Source organism: Dehalobacterium formicoaceticum (assembly GCF_002224645.1).
GTDB classification, from domain to species: Bacteria; Bacillota; Dehalobacteriia; order Dehalobacteriales; family Dehalobacteriaceae; genus Dehalobacterium; species Dehalobacterium formicoaceticum.
This window is the reverse complement of sequence record NZ_CP022121.1, coordinates 1,889,233-1,906,519: the sequence shown is the minus strand read 5'-3', so window position 1 is coordinate 1,906,519 and position 17,287 is coordinate 1,889,233. Positions and strand designations below refer to the sequence as shown.

At 41.2% G+C, this 17,287-nt stretch carries 28 protein-coding genes and 1 pseudogene; 1 reads left to right on the top strand and 28 read right to left on the bottom strand.

What is annotated here, in order from left to right; all coding sequences use genetic code 11:
* Positions 1-5 precede the first annotated feature (5 nt).
* The 8 genes from CEQ75_RS09300 to CEQ75_RS18350 all read right to left on the bottom strand — a co-directional run bounded on the left by CEQ75_RS09300 (position 6) and on the right by CEQ75_RS18350 (position 6,461).
* Complete coding sequence (locus tag CEQ75_RS09300) at positions 6-1,709, bottom strand: phage major capsid protein (RefSeq protein ID WP_157677395.1); 1,704 nt, start codon at positions 1,707-1,709, stop codon at positions 6-8.
* A complete protein-coding gene (locus CEQ75_RS09295; RefSeq protein ID WP_089610083.1) occupies positions 1,700-2,275 on the bottom strand; it encodes an HK97 family phage prohead protease in 576 nt (191 codons plus the stop codon). The genes CEQ75_RS09300 and CEQ75_RS09295 overlap by 10 nt, the downstream gene beginning before the upstream one ends.
* Positions 2,276-3,463, bottom strand: a complete 1,188-nt coding sequence (locus CEQ75_RS09290; protein WP_242965075.1) for a phage portal protein — start codon at positions 3,461-3,463, stop codon at positions 2,276-2,278.
* Between the two features lie 17 nt (positions 3,464-3,480).
* Positions 3,481-5,205 carry a terminase large subunit gene (locus CEQ75_RS09285; RefSeq protein WP_242965073.1) on the bottom strand — a complete coding sequence of 575 codons (1,725 nt, stop codon included), beginning with the start codon at positions 5,203-5,205 and terminating at the stop codon, positions 3,481-3,483.
* Positions 5,192-5,539 (bottom strand): P27 family phage terminase small subunit, encoded by a 348-nt coding sequence (locus tag CEQ75_RS09280; RefSeq protein WP_089610082.1) that lies wholly within the window; start codon positions 5,537-5,539, stop codon positions 5,192-5,194. The genes CEQ75_RS09285 and CEQ75_RS09280 overlap by 14 nt, the downstream gene beginning before the upstream one ends.
* Before the next feature lie 82 nt (positions 5,540-5,621).
* The gene (locus CEQ75_RS09275; protein ID WP_242965468.1) at positions 5,622-5,840 is read right to left on the bottom strand and encodes an HNH endonuclease signature motif containing protein; all 219 of its coding nucleotides are present in this window, start codon (positions 5,838-5,840) and stop codon (positions 5,622-5,624) included.
* Positions 5,841-6,008: 168 nt separating this feature from the next.
* Positions 6,009-6,203 (bottom strand): hypothetical protein, encoded by a 195-nt coding sequence (locus CEQ75_RS09270; protein ID WP_089610080.1) that lies wholly within the window; start codon positions 6,201-6,203, stop codon positions 6,009-6,011.
* A gap of 90 nt (positions 6,204-6,293) precedes the next feature.
* Entirely contained in the window at positions 6,294-6,461 is a 168-nt protein-coding gene (locus CEQ75_RS18350) for a hypothetical protein (protein WP_157677394.1), read from the bottom strand.
* Positions 6,462-6,607: 146 nt separating this feature from the next.
* Between CEQ75_RS18350 and CEQ75_RS19215 the strand changes: the two genes are divergently transcribed.
* Positions 6,608-6,739, top strand: a complete 132-nt coding sequence (locus CEQ75_RS19215; RefSeq protein ID WP_276327710.1) for a hypothetical protein — start codon at positions 6,608-6,610, stop codon at positions 6,737-6,739.
* Between the two features lie 82 nt (positions 6,740-6,821).
* Here CEQ75_RS19215 and CEQ75_RS09265 read toward each other — a convergent pair whose 3' ends face one another.
* The 20 genes and pseudogenes from CEQ75_RS09265 to CEQ75_RS09185 all read right to left on the bottom strand — a co-directional run bounded on the left by CEQ75_RS09265 (position 6,822) and on the right by CEQ75_RS09185 (position 17,267).
* A complete protein-coding gene (locus tag CEQ75_RS09265) occupies positions 6,822-7,274 on the bottom strand; it encodes a hypothetical protein (protein ID WP_089610079.1) in 453 nt (150 codons plus the stop codon).
* 40 nt (positions 7,275-7,314) lie between these two features.
* Complete coding sequence (locus tag CEQ75_RS09260) at positions 7,315-7,596, bottom strand: hypothetical protein (protein WP_089610078.1); 282 nt, start codon at positions 7,594-7,596, stop codon at positions 7,315-7,317.
* 21 nt (positions 7,597-7,617) lie between these two features.
* Positions 7,618-7,812 (bottom strand): hypothetical protein, encoded by a 195-nt coding sequence (locus CEQ75_RS18640; protein ID WP_198306492.1) that lies wholly within the window; start codon positions 7,810-7,812, stop codon positions 7,618-7,620.
* A 55-nt stretch (positions 7,813-7,867) separates the two neighbouring features.
* Entirely contained in the window at positions 7,868-8,098 is a 231-nt protein-coding gene (locus tag CEQ75_RS18635; RefSeq protein ID WP_198306491.1) for a Holliday junction resolvase RecU, read from the bottom strand.
* Between the two features lie 30 nt (positions 8,099-8,128).
* Positions 8,129-8,803 (bottom strand): DUF3102 domain-containing protein, encoded by a 675-nt coding sequence (locus CEQ75_RS09250; RefSeq protein WP_089610077.1) that lies wholly within the window; start codon positions 8,801-8,803, stop codon positions 8,129-8,131.
* Between the two features lie 20 nt (positions 8,804-8,823).
* Complete coding sequence (locus CEQ75_RS09245) at positions 8,824-10,740, bottom strand: PcfJ domain-containing protein (protein ID WP_089610076.1); 1,917 nt, start codon at positions 10,738-10,740, stop codon at positions 8,824-8,826.
* Positions 10,741-10,756: 16 nt separating this feature from the next.
* Positions 10,757-11,125 carry a hypothetical protein gene (locus CEQ75_RS09240; RefSeq protein ID WP_089610075.1) on the bottom strand — a complete coding sequence of 123 codons (369 nt, stop codon included), beginning with the start codon at positions 11,123-11,125 and terminating at the stop codon, positions 10,757-10,759.
* Between the two features lie 26 nt (positions 11,126-11,151).
* Entirely contained in the window at positions 11,152-11,325 is a 174-nt protein-coding gene (locus CEQ75_RS18345) for a hypothetical protein (RefSeq protein ID WP_157677393.1), read from the bottom strand.
* A 21-nt stretch (positions 11,326-11,346) separates the two neighbouring features.
* The gene (locus CEQ75_RS19210) at positions 11,347-11,478 is read right to left on the bottom strand and encodes a hypothetical protein (protein WP_276327709.1); all 132 of its coding nucleotides are present in this window, start codon (positions 11,476-11,478) and stop codon (positions 11,347-11,349) included.
* Between the two features lie 47 nt (positions 11,479-11,525).
* A pseudogene (gene ssb / locus CEQ75_RS09235) lies at positions 11,526-11,907 on the bottom strand (single-stranded DNA-binding protein).
* 15 nt (positions 11,908-11,922) lie between these two features.
* Entirely contained in the window at positions 11,923-12,573 is a 651-nt protein-coding gene (locus CEQ75_RS09230) for a DnaD domain-containing protein (RefSeq protein ID WP_089610074.1), read from the bottom strand.
* Between the two features lie 124 nt (positions 12,574-12,697).
* Positions 12,698-13,021, bottom strand: coding sequence for a LysM peptidoglycan-binding domain-containing protein (locus tag CEQ75_RS09225; RefSeq protein WP_089610073.1), 324 nt, complete (start codon positions 13,019-13,021; stop codon positions 12,698-12,700).
* 17 nt (positions 13,022-13,038) lie between these two features.
* Positions 13,039-13,248 carry a hypothetical protein gene (locus CEQ75_RS09220; RefSeq protein WP_157677392.1) on the bottom strand — a complete coding sequence of 70 codons (210 nt, stop codon included), beginning with the start codon at positions 13,246-13,248 and terminating at the stop codon, positions 13,039-13,041.
* 28 nt (positions 13,249-13,276) lie between these two features.
* Entirely contained in the window at positions 13,277-14,224 is a 948-nt protein-coding gene (locus CEQ75_RS09215) for a hypothetical protein (RefSeq protein WP_089610071.1), read from the bottom strand.
* A gap of 328 nt (positions 14,225-14,552) precedes the next feature.
* Positions 14,553-15,176: a hypothetical protein gene (locus CEQ75_RS09210; RefSeq protein ID WP_089610070.1), complete on the bottom strand. Its 624-nt coding sequence runs from the start codon at positions 15,174-15,176 to the stop codon at positions 14,553-14,555.
* Positions 15,177-15,196: 20 nt separating this feature from the next.
* Positions 15,197-15,382, bottom strand: coding sequence for a hypothetical protein (locus CEQ75_RS09205; protein WP_089610069.1), 186 nt, complete (start codon positions 15,380-15,382; stop codon positions 15,197-15,199).
* Entirely contained in the window at positions 15,375-15,581 is a 207-nt protein-coding gene (locus tag CEQ75_RS09200) for a helix-turn-helix domain-containing protein (protein ID WP_157677391.1), read from the bottom strand. The genes CEQ75_RS09205 and CEQ75_RS09200 overlap by 8 nt, the downstream gene beginning before the upstream one ends.
* A gap of 588 nt (positions 15,582-16,169) precedes the next feature.
* Positions 16,170-16,322 carry a hypothetical protein gene (locus tag CEQ75_RS18340; RefSeq protein ID WP_157677390.1) on the bottom strand — a complete coding sequence of 51 codons (153 nt, stop codon included), beginning with the start codon at positions 16,320-16,322 and terminating at the stop codon, positions 16,170-16,172.
* Positions 16,323-16,771: 449 nt separating this feature from the next.
* Positions 16,772-17,002 carry a hypothetical protein gene (locus CEQ75_RS09190; protein WP_089610066.1) on the bottom strand — a complete coding sequence of 77 codons (231 nt, stop codon included), beginning with the start codon at positions 17,000-17,002 and terminating at the stop codon, positions 16,772-16,774.
* A gap of 43 nt (positions 17,003-17,045) precedes the next feature.
* Entirely contained in the window at positions 17,046-17,267 is a 222-nt protein-coding gene (locus CEQ75_RS09185) for a helix-turn-helix domain-containing protein (RefSeq protein WP_198306490.1), read from the bottom strand.
* Positions 17,268-17,287 lie beyond the last annotated feature (20 nt).

Below are 17,287 nucleotides of genomic sequence, written 5' to 3'. Positions count from 1 at the left end.
TCGGATTAAGCTTTAGCTACAACAGAACAGCTACCTACCTTAATTGCTCTGTTATCATCATTAAGCTCAACCACCGTAATAATCGTTCCGGTTGCAGCGGTGATCTCATCGTCACCATCCCAAGCTGTAAAGCCAACAAGTTTAGATCCGTTACTAACACTGATGGCCTTACCTGCCACTTTATAAGCCAGTGTAGTGCCAGAGCTTTCCTTTCCAGCAACTGTAATGATGGTGTCTCCGGATTTAGTTGCAGACGCAGCAGAAGTCACTGCCAAAGTACCGATATCAACATTGGCATAGTCAACATGGAATGTACTGCTTGTTGCCGCATCTGTTTCGTCGAATGATACCATCACAAAAGCCTCCCCAAATACCGGCATTCCGTCATATCTGGCATAACCCTTAAATCCGGTCTGATTCTTAACAAATCTTGCATGCTCCGAACTTTCAACCGCGGATCCTTCTCTTTCGGCTAACAAGTATAAGGATCCAAAGCCGCCGATTATCTCATTATCACCCACGATTTCTAATTCTTCGATAGTGCCCCCTAAAATAGGCATCTGACTACTTACACCAGCCACGAGAGCTGCCCCCGCATCAAACGCTAATGCCTTAGTCATTATATTGATGTGTGTCTTGCGGTTCATCACCCAAAATACGCGACCATCAGAATATGCGGGGCTGGCAATACCAAGAGCTGCGATCAGGTCAGCGTAAAATCCCGCGCCCGTTGCGCCGTTGATATTAAGTTTTTTGATGTTTGTGCTATGCAGATCAGTCCAAGCAGGAGCATAAGTTCCCCAGTCAGATGGAGCAGATGTCTGGGCCAGTCGGGTAACAATGCCAAGAGGCATCTTAACACCGGTACCAAAGAGGACCCCTCTGTCAACACCTTTGCCGATCGCTTTGCCGAGTTGGTCCATAATCTCGCTTCCAAGGGCAATGTCGCTGTCTTTTAGCAAATTATTATGTACCCAGATGATCCCACCGACCATGTAACCGTCAACCTCGATCTGATTAAGCGTCATGTCCAGCTCATTCAGTTCTCCTTCAGCTTCCATCCAGATACCTTCCGGTGCTGCACCCATGATATTTTGTCTTGCGATACCTCCAACAGATTTTACATTCACATACTTAATTAATTTACTGTACTGCTCCATATTGTTACGCAGGATTTCCAGCATGTCGTCCGGCACGGTCAAGCCTCCATTGGAGATACCCCTCGTTTTTATTGCTCGCACTTCATCAATGAAGTTTCTTACATCATCGCGGGCAAAAAAGGCATCCCTCTCCGCATGGTTCATGCCGTAAAAGTTAATTCTGGTCGTCATTCTTTTATCACCCTTTCTTTCTTCCTGTTCTTCGGTTTTTGCAGATAGCGTTTTTGCTCGGCTATCGATTTCATCTAACTCTTTTTGTAGTGTCTGGATTTCATCTTCCAGCTTTTTCTTTGCTACTTCATTCTCGGCTTGCTCAGTTCCAAGGGCTTCCTGATCAGCTTCAAAGGCAGCTACAGACTCATCAACGACAGCCTTATCTTCTTCCGGTGTTTCCTCAGTGATTTCGTTTACTGCTACTTCAAGCTCGGTTTCGCGGACCTCCAGAGCTGCCTTTCTTGTCGCAAAGTCAGCGTCTTTTGCCCTCAGAATTTCAAGCTGACTTTTTAAGTCTGACATACGCTTGTTCAATATCAGTTGTTTTAATGCCATTTTTTCAACCTCACTTTCATAGATTCCCGCCATACTTGTATTTGGCGGTTTTTTATCTGGTCATAATCATTTTTCCGGGCGGCAATGGAAGTGTCTTCATAAGCCGGGAAGGTTACGCAGCTGACCTCATAAAGTTTCACTTTCTTAATCGTCCAGTGGATAGATCCATCATCTCTCCACTCCGTTTCCTCCTCCAAGATATCAAAGCCAAAACTGCACTGATCAACATCACCACGCTCGACTCTTGCATAAAGATTCATTGCATCCACATCTGATTGGTTGATCTTGATTTGCCCCCATAGCCCCCGCTCATCAACCTTTAGTTCAAGGGTTCCAGCTTTATTTCTGCCAAGTACCAGCCAGGTTTTGTGGTCTATTAAGCCCCTGATATCATCGGACAAAGCACCATCAAAAGCATGTGGGTCGATGCTCTCAGATGCTCCCGGCCATAACTCATAGTTGGATCCAAAAACCGCAAAATAACCTTCGATATATTTTTCACCGTCAGCAGCTACCGCCCGGAATTGAGTCTGCAAACTCCGGGCCTGCCTAATCGTTCGGTTCACTTATTCATCACCCCCATTCAACTTTTTCTGATCACCCAGTTTGTTGGTCGGCAAATAATTTTCCAGCATAAGCAGCTCTTCCATGTCTTCCCTGGGTGACATGCCAATCCAATCCCGCCACTCATTCCTACTCATGGCGCCCCGGTCATTCATGGCCCCTCCGGCTGAGATGATATCACTTAAGCTGTATGAGTATAAGCTTCGGGAGTTGAATTTCCAGTAAAGATCAGGCGAATATAGCAGCTTTCGTGTCAGTTCCTGTTCAATTCCTTTCGCCTTCGACATGATCCTGGATCCAACGAAATTATTGTACTCCTCGGCGTTAAAATCACCGACACCAACTAAAAAAGGTGGCACACCGAAGATTCCGGCAACCGTCCTTTTGTCAATCTCTAAGTTTTTGGCAATTGCCAGATCGTTTAATGTCAATGGCTTGATTTGTTCAATTTCAAAAGCTTCAGATGGGATAAACCATGGCCTCCCATTCTCGCTACTATCTAGATATTGGGATGATAGCTTTTGCCGGCCTTCTTTGCTCGCAAACTCTTCAGTCAATCCGTCAACCTTGACGATGATAGATGGTGCAGGGCTCTCCATGAGCGCTTGCTTTGTCTCCCCAGCTTGGCGCAATCCTTTAATTACGTCCTTTAAGACCGCTTTGTACCCGGTACCGATCCAAGGTCTATCCGAATCAGGATTAATAGTAAAATGCAGTACCTCATCCGGGCTAAAATATTTATCGCCATACCTGATCAGATAGCCGTCGTCAGTATCCATAAAGCTAATCCGGGATGGTCTTAATGGTTCTAAATTGTCAATCAGGTCATCTCTAAATCTTGGATAGGTAACCTGATTCCCTTCCCCAGCCAGCATTAGCGTGTTAACCAAGTTATACATAAATGTTTTTCGGGTCATTAGTCTATTGGGCTCGATGTCCAATTTTTTGGACATCTCATTGCGGATGCGGACATCGCCTTTAGCGGTGTTTTGCATCAGGTATAGCGTCATATTGCTAATGAGATCAGCGTAAACATTTGCACACATGCGTACCTCAGGGCAATCAGCCAGCCGAGTATACGGCCCCGCTGTCAGCATGTTATAAGCATCAACAGAGCAAAGCCACGACGTTGTGCTCCTTTTTTCTGCATGAGCATCTCTCATCTTTGTGCTCATGCGCCATTTTCCCATCTAAGCCCCACCTACCTTTAATCAAGCCACTTCCTGGCCCTTTGTGATTTCTCTAAGTTTTCTAACATCCTTACACACGCAAAAACAGCGGCATCAAAAATATCTATCCGCTGTTCAGGCATAACCTTTTCGTATTGGATCATGTCATCGGTCTTTTCTATCGCTCGAACGTTCTGGACGCAATACTCAAAAGCATCAGAGTGTAAATAGTACAATTTACCGTCTTTTGCTTTTTGTTCTATCCTCCGGAACCCCTCAGATTTTTTATAAAAATACTGTGGCTGGTCAATTATCGAAAAGCCGGCCTGCTTCATGCCCAAGAAATATTCCCGGCAAAACTTCCGGTCGTGACCAACTTCTTTAATCTTATGCCCCTTTGTTCTCATGGACTTAAACCAGTTTACTATTTCGGCATGATTGACTGTTGGGTTATTGCTCATATCAAGCCATCCATCATCTTTCCAGCCAAATAAAGGTATATTGTCTTCGTCTGCTTTCCGATGAGCAGCTACTACAGGAAACCAGGCATGAGAAATGATTATATCAATGTCTTGGTAACACCCATAAAGCGCTGACGATGTAAGATCATGAAGTTTTGATAAGTCAGCTCCACCAAACCAAGTAATTGGCATCTGGGCTAATTCTGCCAGCGTCCAGTTATACTTTCGGTCCGAAGCCCTAAATTCCTCAATGTTGAAATAAGCCCTCATAGCCGATGTATAAACATTTAGTGACTTAGCAAAAAAGTCTTTTCTCTGTTGCGGATCATTCTGCGCTTGCATGGCATCGTTCATAATATCTTGGGGCCGAATAGAAACCCCATAAGCAGGATTGGCCATTTCGTGGATCCGCGGGTTAGTGTATTCGACATCGCCATTTTCGTCCTGATCAGCTTTGCAGATAAAAACAAAACAAGCTTCGTCCTTCACGGTACCATCCAGGATCTTTTTGCAGTATTGGAGCCGTTGATAACAAAAGCTTGTCATGTCATCGCCGGCGGTGGTGATGCCTATCATCAGCTTATTGGTGTATGCCTTCATGGCCTCCTTGATGATGTTGTACTGCTTAGGTGATTTATAAGCATGGATCTCATCAGCAATCCCTATGTTGCAGTTAAGAGAGTCTTGCTTATCCGGGCTGGCGGCTAATGCTTGGATAAAAATTGATCCATCACCAAGGCCCCCCTGGATGCTGTGCTCCTGGTTATTGTCAATCACCCGGAAGTTTTGCTTTTCCCCCATTTGATCAAGATTGAAGTTTATAAAATTAAAACTCTCAAGGGATTGTTTTAGAGCAGCCGCCGTAATATAAACCTTCGATCCGCTTTTTCTTTCTAATAATCCCAACGCCCAAGCAAGAGCTGCAGCAAAAGATGTTTTGATGTTCTTTCTTGGGATATAAATAAAACCTTCTTTAAACCGACGGATTCTCGTTCCCTTGTGATGAAAACCCAGCAAGTTATACACCTGGAATTTATGAAACGGCTCCAATAAAAAAGGCTCCCCTCTAAGTGGTGTGCCATCTAGTCTCTCGCCCTGCATGTGGACGAAGGTTTTTTCAATTATCCCGATAACAAATTCTGCATCTTTCGGGTTAAATTCATAATCGGGATTTTTTAAGTCTCTATAAAATCTTTGGCATCCTTGAATTTGTTCTATACATGCGATCTTTCGGCCTTCGACAATACTTTTGGCATACTCAACAACAACATCGTAATTCTTATGTTTTTTATCCAAGGCCACTCAATGCTTCCGCCAATTTAGATTTCTTAGGGACTTCAACAGTGACCGTTTCTAGGGATTTTGGATTGAGGCATAGCCGGTCGGAGTATGCCAAAATATCTTTGCGTAAATTTTCCATCGTACTAACAATCCCAGATTTCTTCGGGTTACCTGCAGCGGTTTCAGTTTCGTATTGATAACCACTCTCCTCAAAATCCGCAACGGCTCTTTGGTATTGATGGACTAATTCTGCGTAGATATCTATAAGTCTGTTAAACTCAGGTTTATGAGTTCCTAATTTTTTCATATCCCTTATGGTAGCTCTTTTAATAGTTTCCTTCGCTGCAATTGCCACGCCTCTCACCTCTCCAAAAAAGTTTTTGGAAGACCGCTCTATTGGAAAGAGTTCCCCTTACCGGTCCCCAGCATTTATTTTATTAATTTTGGGATGGGGGGGATACCCTTTGCATCCACTGATCTCCCGCTCCCGTAAGCTCCCTGCTTGTGCGATCGTGCATTGCGTCATGGCAAGTCGCACATAGACTTATTAAATTGTTGCTCACTAATGCAAGCTCTGGGTAAGAATCAAGCGGATGAATATGGTGTACCGTAGTAGCAGGAGTAGTCTTTCCATATCTTTTGCATTCCCTGCACATATACTCATCGCGCTTAAGTATCTTTGCTCTTTTACGTTTCCACCGTGGCTTTTTGTAGAATGGAGTGTTCATTGTTCCCTCCCAATCCCTTAGTGATCCCGGAAGCGGGTTTCCCCCGCCGTTGTGCCCCAGCCGAATAAATAGAAAAAGAGCCCGAAGGCTCCTTTTTCAAAACTGTTCTTTAATTATTTGTTTAAACCTAGCTTTAGCTTCTTCGTCTTCACCGCGTTCAATAAAACTAAAAATTTTATTTTCATATTCTTCCTTGCCAATAATACCTTTTTCAAGCAATAAGCTAATAATTGTTTCTAGCCTAAAACTATCTAACGCTATCATGTTAGTTAATTCTTCCATCCCATTCATCACGCACACCTCCTTTTTGCTACACAATTCGCCAAAAGGAAGTAACATTCCTTGATAAAAATTTCGACAATTTTCGATATAGCTCCATCCTTATTCGATATCAATAATCCTTAGTCTTGATACTTTAGTCTCTAATGTTCCTGAATCAAAAACTGTCTCCTTTAATGCGTAAACGGTTTTCTCCTTCATAAAGGATTTAGATAGTTTCTCAACATCTCCCCTGTTTAAAAAATCAAAATTATATTCAGATCCAACCATAATCTTTTGATCCTCTGACTGGGTCACCTTTAATCGACCAAAAAATTCTTTGCCATCAACTCTAAAGATTGTGGAGTGCTATAATTAAAGTGCAGTCCAAAATCGCAAGGAAATGATATACTAAAAATACAAAGGAGCGATTTTGGATGGCAAAAAGTTACACAAAAGAGGAACGCATTGAAGCTCTAAAACTAGCTAATGAAATAGGGGCAGCGGCAGCAGCCCAACGATTTAAACTAATATTTTATCCTTGCGCTTTTTTACTGAACCAATATTGACAAATCCAAAGTGCTCTGTAAACTTTTAATTAATAACATAATATATTATTAATCCGAATCATACCATGACATGTTTTTGACATCACATTGCCCTTAGTGCCTCTATTCCAAATAACCTCACCGCGAATTTTCTTATCGCCCGATCCTTAATTCGATAGACATGCCTCTCACTAATATGCATCTCTTCCCCTATCTGATCCTTAGGCTTGCGTTCAATGTACCAATCATGTAGTAATTTCCCATATAGTTCGCACCCATCATCCTTGCTGATATCTTTAATTATAGCATTAACCTCATCCATTGCCTTTTCAGTTTTTAATTTAATATCACTCAAAACCTGAATCTGATATAGGATATTAATCGTCTCATCATGCCCATTACCGGAAGTGGCTGCCTCGCTAATGGCGATAGCCGTCAAATGTTTTGGTCCAGCCTTGACAATCAACCTGCTAATATCCCTTTCATTTTGCCTAATACTTGCATAAAGCTCCCGGTAATATCTAAGCCTTTCTTCCGCTTCTCGGATGTAATTCAAGTACTCACCTCCACCTCGCATCTTTCCTCATATTATCTTATTACATCCAAATTTCAACAATCACGGGATCATCTTTTTCGTCCCGACCTATCCGCCACATAAAATAAGGGATTGCTTTTCTAGCTTCCTCTAAAGTATCTTTTACTACCGCGTAGCGTGTGGGCTTATTAACATCCCAAAGGCGTGCAACGAATTTCCCTGGATAATCTGCCGGATTATTATAGATTACAATAATAGGAACCCGCACCAGTAGGTTAGGTTTTACTTTTAAAAAACTATCTAACCGTATATCATCTTTGGCTTGAAAAGTAGCTGATTTCAAAATAAAAGCCTCCTTATTTCCTTATGTATTTGTTTGACCGCTTCCCTCCAGCCCAGCCAGATAATCCAGCACTATTCCATTCCGTGGCAGGACTTCAATCATATCCGCTACATCGATGTAATTATAACCGCGTTTACCCTTGTTCAGCTGCCAGCGGTCCCAATATTTCAACACTGCCTGACCAGAAATTAAATACCGTTTGTCCATTAGCTTCATATAGCAAAGGATATGCTTAAGCGGGAGTCCTCGTTCATCCTCAGACTCTTTACAATCAAAACTGATTGAAATCCCACCCCGGACCGTACCCCTGAAGTCTAAAGTTGATTTCGGCCGACATAATCCTGGAACCATCTCGGACCACTTGCCAGGGCGTACTGATCTTTTGGACCATGGCTATGCCTCTGGTTTCATACTTTGCATTGGTCATAATAATTTCTTGCTCAAAAACGGCACCCTTATTAGCATATATTCGGTTTTTAGGCGTTTGCTTTTCCGACTTCATGAAATCTTTTTAACCTCTCATTCTCCCGCTTCACATTATCTTTGTTTTAGCCGCTCCTGCATTTTTGTAATCATCACAGACACTTAATATTTCTTCTTTTGATTTATTACGCTCTTTTTCTAAAGTATCATGAAGTGTTTCTGATTTTTTCTGGACATCCGAAAATATCTGTTCCAAAATTCGAGCATTAGTTTCTAAATTTTCTTTTTCCTCCATAAGTTTTGAGTTAGATTCGCAAACCTCTTCAGCTGTCTTTTTAGCATTTTCTAATTTTTTAAGAGCTTCATCCCGCTCCTTTATAGCCTTTTGTAACTCCCGGGTAGACATGCTATCAAGATCGTGATCTTTAATAAATTCTTCCCGCTCCTCTTGGGGGATTCCTAGCAGGGCCACGGCCTGGGTATAGCTCAAATTCCCAAGCGCTTGGGATTTTGCATTGTTATCAAAAAGACTCAGCTGCTCGGCACCGTACTCTTCAAATATCCGCATAAGGTTATGGGCCGTACTGGGAGAGTACTCTACCGACTCCTGGAGCCACGTTCCCCATTCCCCGTGGGGAACGTATGATTTAGCTTCCCATAGGCGTCTGCCTATTTCAATGCTGTTATACAGTAGCATTGCTCTTGTTTGTTTTTTTATGCCATTTATCTCTGCAGCTATCTGTTCTGCATTTCTATAGATATTAAGGGTTGTTTTTATTTCCATATCTCTTGTCTCCTTCCAGGTTATGCCGTGGTAGCTACTCGGATTCTATTATCTTTACGAACAGGCAGCCTACTCAGAAATTCATTAGCGAACTTATTTACTTCTGGCGGAGCGGCTCGATCACTAAATCCATAAAGTTGTAATATCTTTAAATTTTCCATATCAATTTCTAATGTGTAATATGGTTTTTCTGGTTCCCTTGCTCTCCTGACAAAAAATATCATCTTGGTGCCGGCTATATGATTTTGATAGTATCTATCCACGCCAACACAATGTTTTAATGATTGCCCCTCAGCAATAAAATCACTGCGCGAAGCTGGAAATACGATGCAATAATCTCCTTTTTTGTATTCTTTTATGCCATAATAAAGCTTTCCGTAATTCTGCTTAAATGTCTCATCTTCCTTTGCATACTTAATCTTATTAAACCGTAATAAGATTAAATCGTGTGCCTCTTTGATGTTTTTAGGAAAATATACGGATTTTCGTGACATATCAACTTTTAATGATTCCGACATGCTCAGATAATCCTTATATAATATTAAAATATATTGAAGCGCTTTCTCATTATTTAAAGCCTTTTGTTTTGAAAAATAGTTCACAAATCGTTCAAAAGAGACGTTTTTAAGAATATCCACAATATCGTTGTAATCCGTAGTCTTTGGAGCAAGCAAACGAAGTTTTTCAAAGTTTGTTTCGCTAACGTATGTCTTTGCCGCCTTAATAATTTTGTGCTCAAGCATGGTGACGTTAAATTTACTGTATAGCGGGAGATATTGTTTGCTGACACCAAGCACTTCTGAAAACCCCGCACGATTACCCGGTTCTAACCAGTCACATCTGGCCGCCAGAGCAGGCATTCCCAATTTAAAAAGATATTCTGCTGCTGGAATGTTTTTGAGGTTGTCCAGTAATGATGTGAATGATAAACTGCCGGCATCTTTAAGTCCCGCTTCCAAGTCAACATGGTAATAAAAATCGCCAAAAACCTCTTTTAGATTGTTCGTATAAACGAATGATTCCCCATAATGCACAGAGCCATTCTTTTGGCGGTACCAGTTTTCGCCCCAATGTATAACCGGTTTGTAATCGTAAGCGTAAATTACCGGACCTTCCGAGGTGTGGAGGTAAAGATTTCTGTAGTAATCATCGAAATGATATATTGGTTTCGTGTCATTAAACGTACGGACTACTTTTGTCCATCGGATCAGCAGCTGCCCTTTAAATTTATGAGTGATGCAGATATTACTTTTTTCTTTATAGCTGCCCTTGGCCCATATGGCACGATATCCTGCAACCATTTCGCATCCCGGGCAAATCCCATTTTGTCCCGGTTTTACATCTTTGCTTACAAAAAATTTATGTCCACAGTGACCACATACCGCTTCTCTTTTCCCTTTCTGAATCTTGCTTAAGAAAATATAAGTGTAGCGGAAGACATTAGTATCGCAATAATCTGCCAGATCATCAGGATAATCAGGGAACATATTAAAATGCTCAGTCATCTTGGAATATTTTCTTTCCATCGTCTGCTCTTGTTTTTTCTCATTTATACCTCTGATAAAAGATGTCATCTCGTTTTTTATTCCGGACGTATAATACCATGGCGGTTGCTTATCCTTTAACATTTGATGTGCAAGTTCTATGTCGCCTTCTGCAGCTTCAATATACTCAAGATACAAAAATATACTGAGACTCTTGTCCCATCTTTCGACTGGCCACTTTTCGGTAATCAAGAATGTATTTCCGTCCGAGAAAAAGCGGAACAGTAACCCTTCGTCAGCTCTTCGGAAAACATCAATAACCAAAACTTCCCCGCATCTTTTTAATTTTAATACCTGAACCGCTGCAACATATTCACTCATTTTTCCCCCTACAGGAGGTGGATTCGGAAATTCTAGAATGTCAGTTCGCTCTATTTCTCTTTTTATAAGCATTTGCCATTATCCCCCCTTATAGCAAGTCTTCAAGGCGGATATTAAAACTAGTGTCCTCCTTTACCGGCTCCGGAGCGGGAGCTATGATTGCTGATGTGGCCTGAACAGGGGTTCCGTTAATATTATAATATTTTAACACAACCGCGAATCCTTCCTGATCAGTGAGTACGGCAAAATCCCCATGCTTATGTTTTTTTGCCTCAGCTCTCATCGCGCCCATGCTCATTGCTAATGTTTTATCATTCTGCATGATATTCTCTGCGGCACCCGGGTTGCTTTCCAAATATCGCAATAAAAAATTCCCTACGGTTTGCATAAAAACATTATTTTTATTCTTGTCTATGTCCATTTCGGACTTAATTTTATTAATTGCTTTTTCTAGCATTTTATCACCAACCTAATCGTTTATAATTAAATTTTCTCGATAATTTTAAATTCTCCCCGGGCTACTACGTAGCCCGGGCTAATGTCATCCATCTGGCGCCATGGCTTACTGGGTATATCAACTTCGACGAAAAAATCAGGCTTTATTTTTATTTTCTTGTTTTGCACTCTCTGCCGGGCGTTTGAATTCTTACGAGGCATATGACTCACTCCTTCACAAAATTACAAATTTCCCGGAGCAGACATTGATTGGCCATCCGCTGCATCATCATCTTCAATGCTAATATCTACCCTACATTTAGCCATCAAAAGAAGGTAATTTTCTACCGACATTTTCACTTTTAATAAAGCCAAATCTATCACCCCTCTACATTATGACTCTTTCAGAATAGTAATCATTCTCAAAATGGCAGATCGTCATCCGCGTGATCTATTTCCCCTACAATAAATTCATTTTCTACAGCATCTTTAGGGCTCAAAAATCTAACTGACTCCGCAATAACCTCAGCCACCCACCGTTTCTGTCCGTCTTGCCCATCGTAGTTCCTGATCTGCAAACGTCCATCCACAGCAGCGACCTTGCCCTTGGCCAAATAACTAACACATGCTTCCGCTTGTTTCTGCCAAGCAATAATTTTTATAAAATCAGCTTTTTGGCCCACCTTCCTGAGTCCGCAGCCTGTCCACTGCCAGTGTAAAAGTGGCAACGGCTACTCCATTTGGGGTATAGCGGAGTTCCGGATCCCTAACCAGTCTGCCAATTAATACAATACGATTGAGTATATACTTATCCCCCTCTTACAACTCGTACAGAAAACTCATATCCTTCTTTGGCGATTCAATTTTTCTGACACTAGATGACGGGGCTTTCCCCCGCTTCTGTTTTTTACTTTCATAGTCATCAATCCCTTGAATCGTCTTAATATTTGCCTTTTCCCATTCGAGTAAAATTTTATCTGAGTAATTTAAATTAAAGACACCACGTAATACCGATCGTTTAATAGCCTCCCTGATAATTTCAGGGGAATGATTTTTCTCCCATGAAATTATCAGATCACTCTCGATTGGGCTTAAAGCGCGACCGTATTCTTTTTCGATCAGATCAAAAATGTTAATCGATTCATCTCGCGCGCGCGCGTTTTTATTATTATTATTAGTTTCGTTTAGTTTAATAATAGACGCGGTTTGCGGTGCAGTTTGTGACGCGGTTTGCGCGCGGTTTGTGATGCGGTTAGCGTCTTTTAAAACGTCACAATTACTTTCAAAAAAAACAATTGAGTAAAGTGCTGATTGTTGTCCTGATCTGCTTCTGAATGATATTCTGCCAGCTTGTTGCAGCCTTTGACGCGCCCTGTTAATCGCATCCTTCTTCAGCCCAGTCTTGGCTTCCAGGGTAGATATGGCTACAGCGAACTCCGGTACCCATCCTGCTTTATTGCAGATGTGCATTAAGGCATGCCATAAGACAATACAGGAGTCAGATATAGAGTTGGTTTCGAGCCAATCGTAAAAGGCATTGATTTCTCTTATGTAGTTAAAGATGATTTATCCTTGCTAACAAAACTAATAGCACTCACTCCAATGGATCCGGCAAATCGCCATCTGACACCGGGACATTGAGACTGTCTCCCGGGTAAATAGTTTTTGCCTTACCCATAGAATTAGCTTCCAATAACCAATGCACACCCGTCCTGGGGTCAATATCAGGGTAGTAGTGTTTTGCTATCTTCCATAAGCTATCACCCTGCTGAACGGTGTATATCGTGTATATGGTGTATCCCTCTGGTTTTCGTAATTGCTGCCTCTTTGCATAAGAATCAAGTATCCCGGGAAGGGTAATAAATAATAGGGTTGCGATCAGCACAAAGGTTAAAATCTTGCGCATTTCAACTTTCATCTTCACTACCTCCGATCTCAATCACCAATAGGTTTGACTTCCTTGTAGCCGATATACTCCAGCCACTTAATGTATTGCTCCGGACTTTTGCCTTGATCAGCCGGCCGGCAAGATCCTAAATACATGATTTTATCTAATGCTAATCCTTCGAGGCTAAACCATACTTCCAATTCTGGAAGAGTGTCAATAATCACTGCCCGATGCGTCATTCCTTCAGTTAGTATCATTTTAAAGTGCCTCATAAGTGTCCCCTCGTTATTCGGCTTGCTCATCTTTTTGCTCTGATTTGGCAAATGCTAGTACTAGCTCTGCCGGGTCCGTTTTTTGTAGAAACACAATAAATTGCCCCGCTTCCTCGGATGTTAAGTCATTAAGCGCTTTATCATGCTTGATATGGAAGAGGTCCTCTACCATATTTTCATTCAGGCCTCTGTTTTTCCCAATCTCGATAATTGCCTTTTTCTGCTGCTCTAACCGGTTAGGTTGATCCTTTTTGCCATGTGAAGCAGAAGCGGTAGGATGATTTCCATGGTTTCCTTTGTTTCGCTTACCCTTATCGCGCTCATCATTACCGGTGCCGGCGATCCATGAATTGAAATCGTCATCATCCTGGGAGAATAATCCGCTCAATCCCGTAGCGGAAAGTATCGCTGCCACAAAGGCTCTTTTTGTGGCCATCTTCAAAACTGTATTCCATTGGCTAAAAAGATCTTCGTTCTCTACACGGTAAACTTTGAATTGACCATTTTTGCCGATCTTCTCTTTATAGTCCAATGAATCTTTATCAATACTAGAGAGCAGCTCCCATTCCGGTACCCAGCGGTAGCGGTATTTTGATTCGTATGTACTGCAGCTCCCCTCACCTTCGCCAGCTATAATTTGCGATCCCCGGTGGATCAGCCGTACTTTTACCGTTACATCATAATGGCCTGTGTCATAATCCTTCTTTTCTTGCTTTTCTTCAATCATTTTAGAGAACCCATACAAATTGCTGAGCTTGTCCGCTCCTGGTTGAAGCAAAGATGGCTTCTGAGTACCCGGGATAGTACCATAATCAACGTCTTTTTCCATTACACTTTCAAAGAATGACTTTGTTAATATTAATTTTGCTTTTGTCTCCTCAAGCCTCCGGGCCATATCTAATGCACTGCTGCCACTATCTTGAATTAAAATACCGCTTTGTTCTGCTGGGATAATATTCATTTGATTTTCCCTCTCCTTTTTGTTATATTTTTATTAGATAATTTTTTCTGGCCGCTTCAGTAGCGGCTTTATTTTTTAAAGTAATCAGAATAACTTATCCGCTCTGCAAAATATTGACAAGCAGCAAGAAGCGGGTTCATTCTTTTATTCCAGATATCACAGACCATCTTGCTGCTAAAGTGTTGACATATTTGACAGACTTTGCTTTTTCCACTCATATTACAATCTCAATGTTTCTCAGCTTATCCTCGATCTGAGCGATTTTCCTCTCTGTTTCGCGTTGCTGCCTTTCAATAAGCAATCTGATCCGGGGATGGATTTTTTTAACCTAGTCTAATATCTCTGTAACGGAGTATACCTCTTCTTTATAATCTTCCATAAAATCCAGCGCGTCTAAAGCTGATATCTTGTCCCCGGCTTTTACATCTTTTCGGTCAGGTGTATCCACTTGATCCGCTTCCTCCGGCCAGGGTTCCGGATTTACCAGCTCCACCTCGGGCATGGTCGGCTCAACGGCAGTTGTATTCATTTCAACGATCATTTTATCAACCTCCTTTTCAAATTCTTTATTAATCGAAGCAACTTTGGGTTTTTTTAAAATACTAATATCGTCGGCATACATTTTAAAAAGGGTGGATACACTTCCCTGAGAAATTCCTAGTGTCTTCCCTATCTTCCGATATGTTCTATGTTCCCTATAAGCTTTCAAAAAATCATCCTTGGGGATATTTGCTACTTCTACTCCGGAATAATTAGCCACGGAATCACCCCGTTTTTTCATCCTCTTTTCATCTGTTGTAATGCCGACTACCTCACCAAGTACTTCCCCGGTTTCAAAATTTACCGAATAAATCGCTTCACTGCTTAATGGGTTAATTGACTCCTTATTCTTGTCGCGCACCGGTTTAGGATTGACATTGCGATAATACTGGCCGCTCTGTTTAATCGCCATCTGCCTCTACCTCCTCCTTTTCACACTTCCCCCTTCGCTCTATTTATCAGATCCTCCAAATCTACGATTTCATCATGATAATTATCTGCAACTCCCTTGAAATATCGGTCATTTAATTTTTCATGGCTTTCCAAGGCTTTAACCTCGCATCTGCGAATAATGTTTACGTAATTTTCAAGATTACTAATAAGTTGATCTTTAGTCATTTGCTTCACCTCCCTTCAGGTAAAACTCCCTAATGAAAGCTCCACTTATTACATATCTCTCAAGTTCAGCCTTATGGAAACGGTACCCGTGTCCGCATATACGGGCCCTAATTCTTCCTGCCTTTACCTCATCGTATAAAAACTTTTTACCGCATTTCATATAGGCGCATGCTTCTTTTGTCGTTAGTATGGGAGACATCTTCATCCCTCCCTCTTCAATTTTATATGAATTTCCTGACAGGTTTTCCTCCCTTTTGTTGAAATTGGAATTGTCTAAGTACTATTTCACGAAAGGAGGTGTGAATATTGAGTTCAAATAGAGATGCATTTTTCTTTTGAACATTTACTGGGTTGCCCATCATTGTACAGCCAACAGGTTGGACATATTTCGCTAATTTTTATCCCGCAAAATTCACAAAAATTCCCATCATTATCACTTATCCTGTCACAATTTGGGCATACCCTCCTCATTTTGGTTTCAACACTTCTCTTGATTTTTCCCATCCTCGTGCCTTCCCCCTCCTCGTACTCACAGCTACAGCCGCATGAATCCGGTAACCACCTCTTACCCTGACAAAAGCCACTTTAACAGGATTTTCCTCCCTTTTGTCGAAAACGGTAATTGTCCAGACTACCAAATGAAGGGAGGTGTTTACTGTGGCTAAAACTGATAAGGAACTAACTGTTGAGGTCGTCAATTCTTTTATATCTGCCTGGTTTGGCAAGACTAACACAAATATTCTTACTGGTAATGATTTAGCATCGTTGATTAAAGACGTATATACTTCTATTTCTTCACTTGATAAGTCTCAGGAGAACAGTTAATTTTAATCTCTAGGGCACAGCAGCAGCTGTGCCTCTTTTCTATTTCGACAAGTCGTTCAATAATTTCTTCAATCGCTTGCAAATGGTCAACTCTCGCTTTTATTTTTAATTCCATCCTCCCCCGCCTCCTTTTTTTGTTTGATAGGTTTCCCTTCGCCTTTGTCGAATTTATCCAGCATAAGGATGTGATTAAAATTAACAATTTTGTTTTAAGTGTTATAGCCGGGATAGTGGCCTCTATAATTTTAAAATGGCTTGAATTTGTCTTTCGTAGGATTAAGAATAATGATGATTCAGAATCTATAGCATGTTCGAAAAACTACGTGGACAAATTAATTAAACAGTTTTATACTTGTTTCCCATCTGGTATGGGCTTTTTGGTATGGAGGATTTTTACTCCGGATGATTCATTTTTAGCCACACTCCAAGTAACTTTTGCGGCCATCTTATTAATGTTTTCTTTGTTTGCGTTTATGTGCGCGGTAGAAGTAATAAAAACTTTCAGCAACAACGAATCCGAGAATAAAACCAAAGATACTCTCTAATTTCAATCTCCCTCACCCCCTACCCCTTGTGAAAATTTGGGGATTTATCCGAAACTGTGAATAATGTTGCTATAGAAGATATTTCTTTAGCTTCTTCTTTGGTAACCGGTCTAAGCGTTCCCTTGCTTTCTCCCATTTCATTTACAAGCCTCATACCTGCGATAAATCTTTCAACGGAAGCAAAAGCAAAAACTTCCTCACGGTTCCAGCTATTTATTTCGTTTGGTGTATAAATTGCATATAGCAACATGATTTTTCCCCCTTTTTTATGCTTAATTTCCTTCCGTTATTGATTAGATTGCTTCTGAATCTTGTGGAGTTTCTTCCTTGTCGTTAAAGAATTTAATCCATTCAAAACTTAGAACTTTTGCTATAGCTTTTGCTGTTTCTATTGATGGATTTCTTTCTCCATTTTCGATCCAGCTATAATGGTTTTGGGAAATATTGCTTTTATTTGCTACTTCTTGTTGGGTTTTATCGCCTCTTAAATTTATGAGCCATTGCCTTTGCTTCAAATCAGTCACCTCATTTCAAG

Coding starts and splice junctions, on each gene's coding strand:
- CEQ75_RS18640 (WP_198306492.1), bottom strand. CDS start 7,812: ATGAAGCTAATGGACAAACGGTATTTAATTTCTGGTCAGGCAGTGTTG.
- CEQ75_RS18635 (WP_198306491.1), bottom strand. CDS start 8,098: ATGAAGTCGGAAAAGCAAACGCCTAAAAACCGAATATATGCTAATAAG.
- CEQ75_RS09250 (WP_089610077.1), bottom strand. CDS start 8,803: ATGGAAATAAAAACAACCCTTAATATCTATAGAAATGCAGAACAGATA.
- CEQ75_RS09290 (WP_242965075.1), bottom strand. CDS start 3,463: ATGGGAAAATGGCGCATGAGCACAAAGATGAGAGATGCTCATGCAGAA.
- CEQ75_RS18345 (WP_157677393.1), bottom strand. CDS start 11,325: ATGCCTCGTAAGAATTCAAACGCCCGGCAGAGAGTGCAAAACAAGAAA.
- CEQ75_RS18340 (WP_157677390.1), bottom strand. CDS start 16,322: ATGGAATTAAAAATAAAAGCGAGAGTTGACCATTTGCAAGCGATTGAA.
- CEQ75_RS09275 (WP_242965468.1), bottom strand. CDS start 5,840: ATGTGCAGGGAATGCAAAAGATATGGAAAGACTACTCCTGCTACTACG.
- CEQ75_RS09230 (WP_089610074.1), bottom strand. CDS start 12,573: ATGCACATCTGCAATAAAGCAGGATGGGTACCGGAGTTCGCTGTAGCC.
- CEQ75_RS09245 (WP_089610076.1), bottom strand. CDS start 10,740: ATGCTTATAAAAAGAGAAATAGAGCGAACTGACATTCTAGAATTTCCG.
- CEQ75_RS09225 (WP_089610073.1), bottom strand. CDS start 13,021: ATGAAAGTTGAAATGCGCAAGATTTTAACCTTTGTGCTGATCGCAACC.
- CEQ75_RS18350 (WP_157677394.1), bottom strand. CDS start 6,461: ATGGTTGGATCTGAATATAATTTTGATTTTTTAAACAGGGGAGATGTT.
- CEQ75_RS19215 (WP_276327710.1), top strand. CDS start 6,608: ATGGCAAAAAGTTACACAAAAGAGGAACGCATTGAAGCTCTAAAACTA.
- CEQ75_RS09215 (WP_089610071.1), bottom strand. CDS start 14,224: ATGAATATTATCCCAGCAGAACAAAGCGGTATTTTAATTCAAGATAGT.
- CEQ75_RS09240 (WP_089610075.1), bottom strand. CDS start 11,125: ATGCTAGAAAAAGCAATTAATAAAATTAAGTCCGAAATGGACATAGAC.
- CEQ75_RS09200 (WP_157677391.1), bottom strand. CDS start 15,581: ATGTCTCCCATACTAACGACAAAAGAAGCATGCGCCTATATGAAATGC.
- CEQ75_RS09190 (WP_089610066.1), bottom strand. CDS start 17,002: ATGTTGCTATATGCAATTTATACACCAAACGAAATAAATAGCTGGAAC.
- CEQ75_RS09220 (WP_157677392.1), bottom strand. CDS start 13,248: ATGATACTAACTGAAGGAATGACGCATCGGGCAGTGATTATTGACACT.
- CEQ75_RS09205 (WP_089610069.1), bottom strand. CDS start 15,382: ATGACTAAAGATCAACTTATTAGTAATCTTGAAAATTACGTAAACATT.
- CEQ75_RS09270 (WP_089610080.1), bottom strand. CDS start 6,203: ATGAATGGGATGGAAGAATTAACTAACATGATAGCGTTAGATAGTTTT.
- CEQ75_RS09210 (WP_089610070.1), bottom strand. CDS start 15,176: ATGGCGATTAAACAGAGCGGCCAGTATTATCGCAATGTCAATCCTAAA.
- CEQ75_RS09300 (WP_157677395.1), bottom strand. CDS start 1,709: ATGGCATTAAAACAACTGATATTGAACAAGCGTATGTCAGACTTAAAA.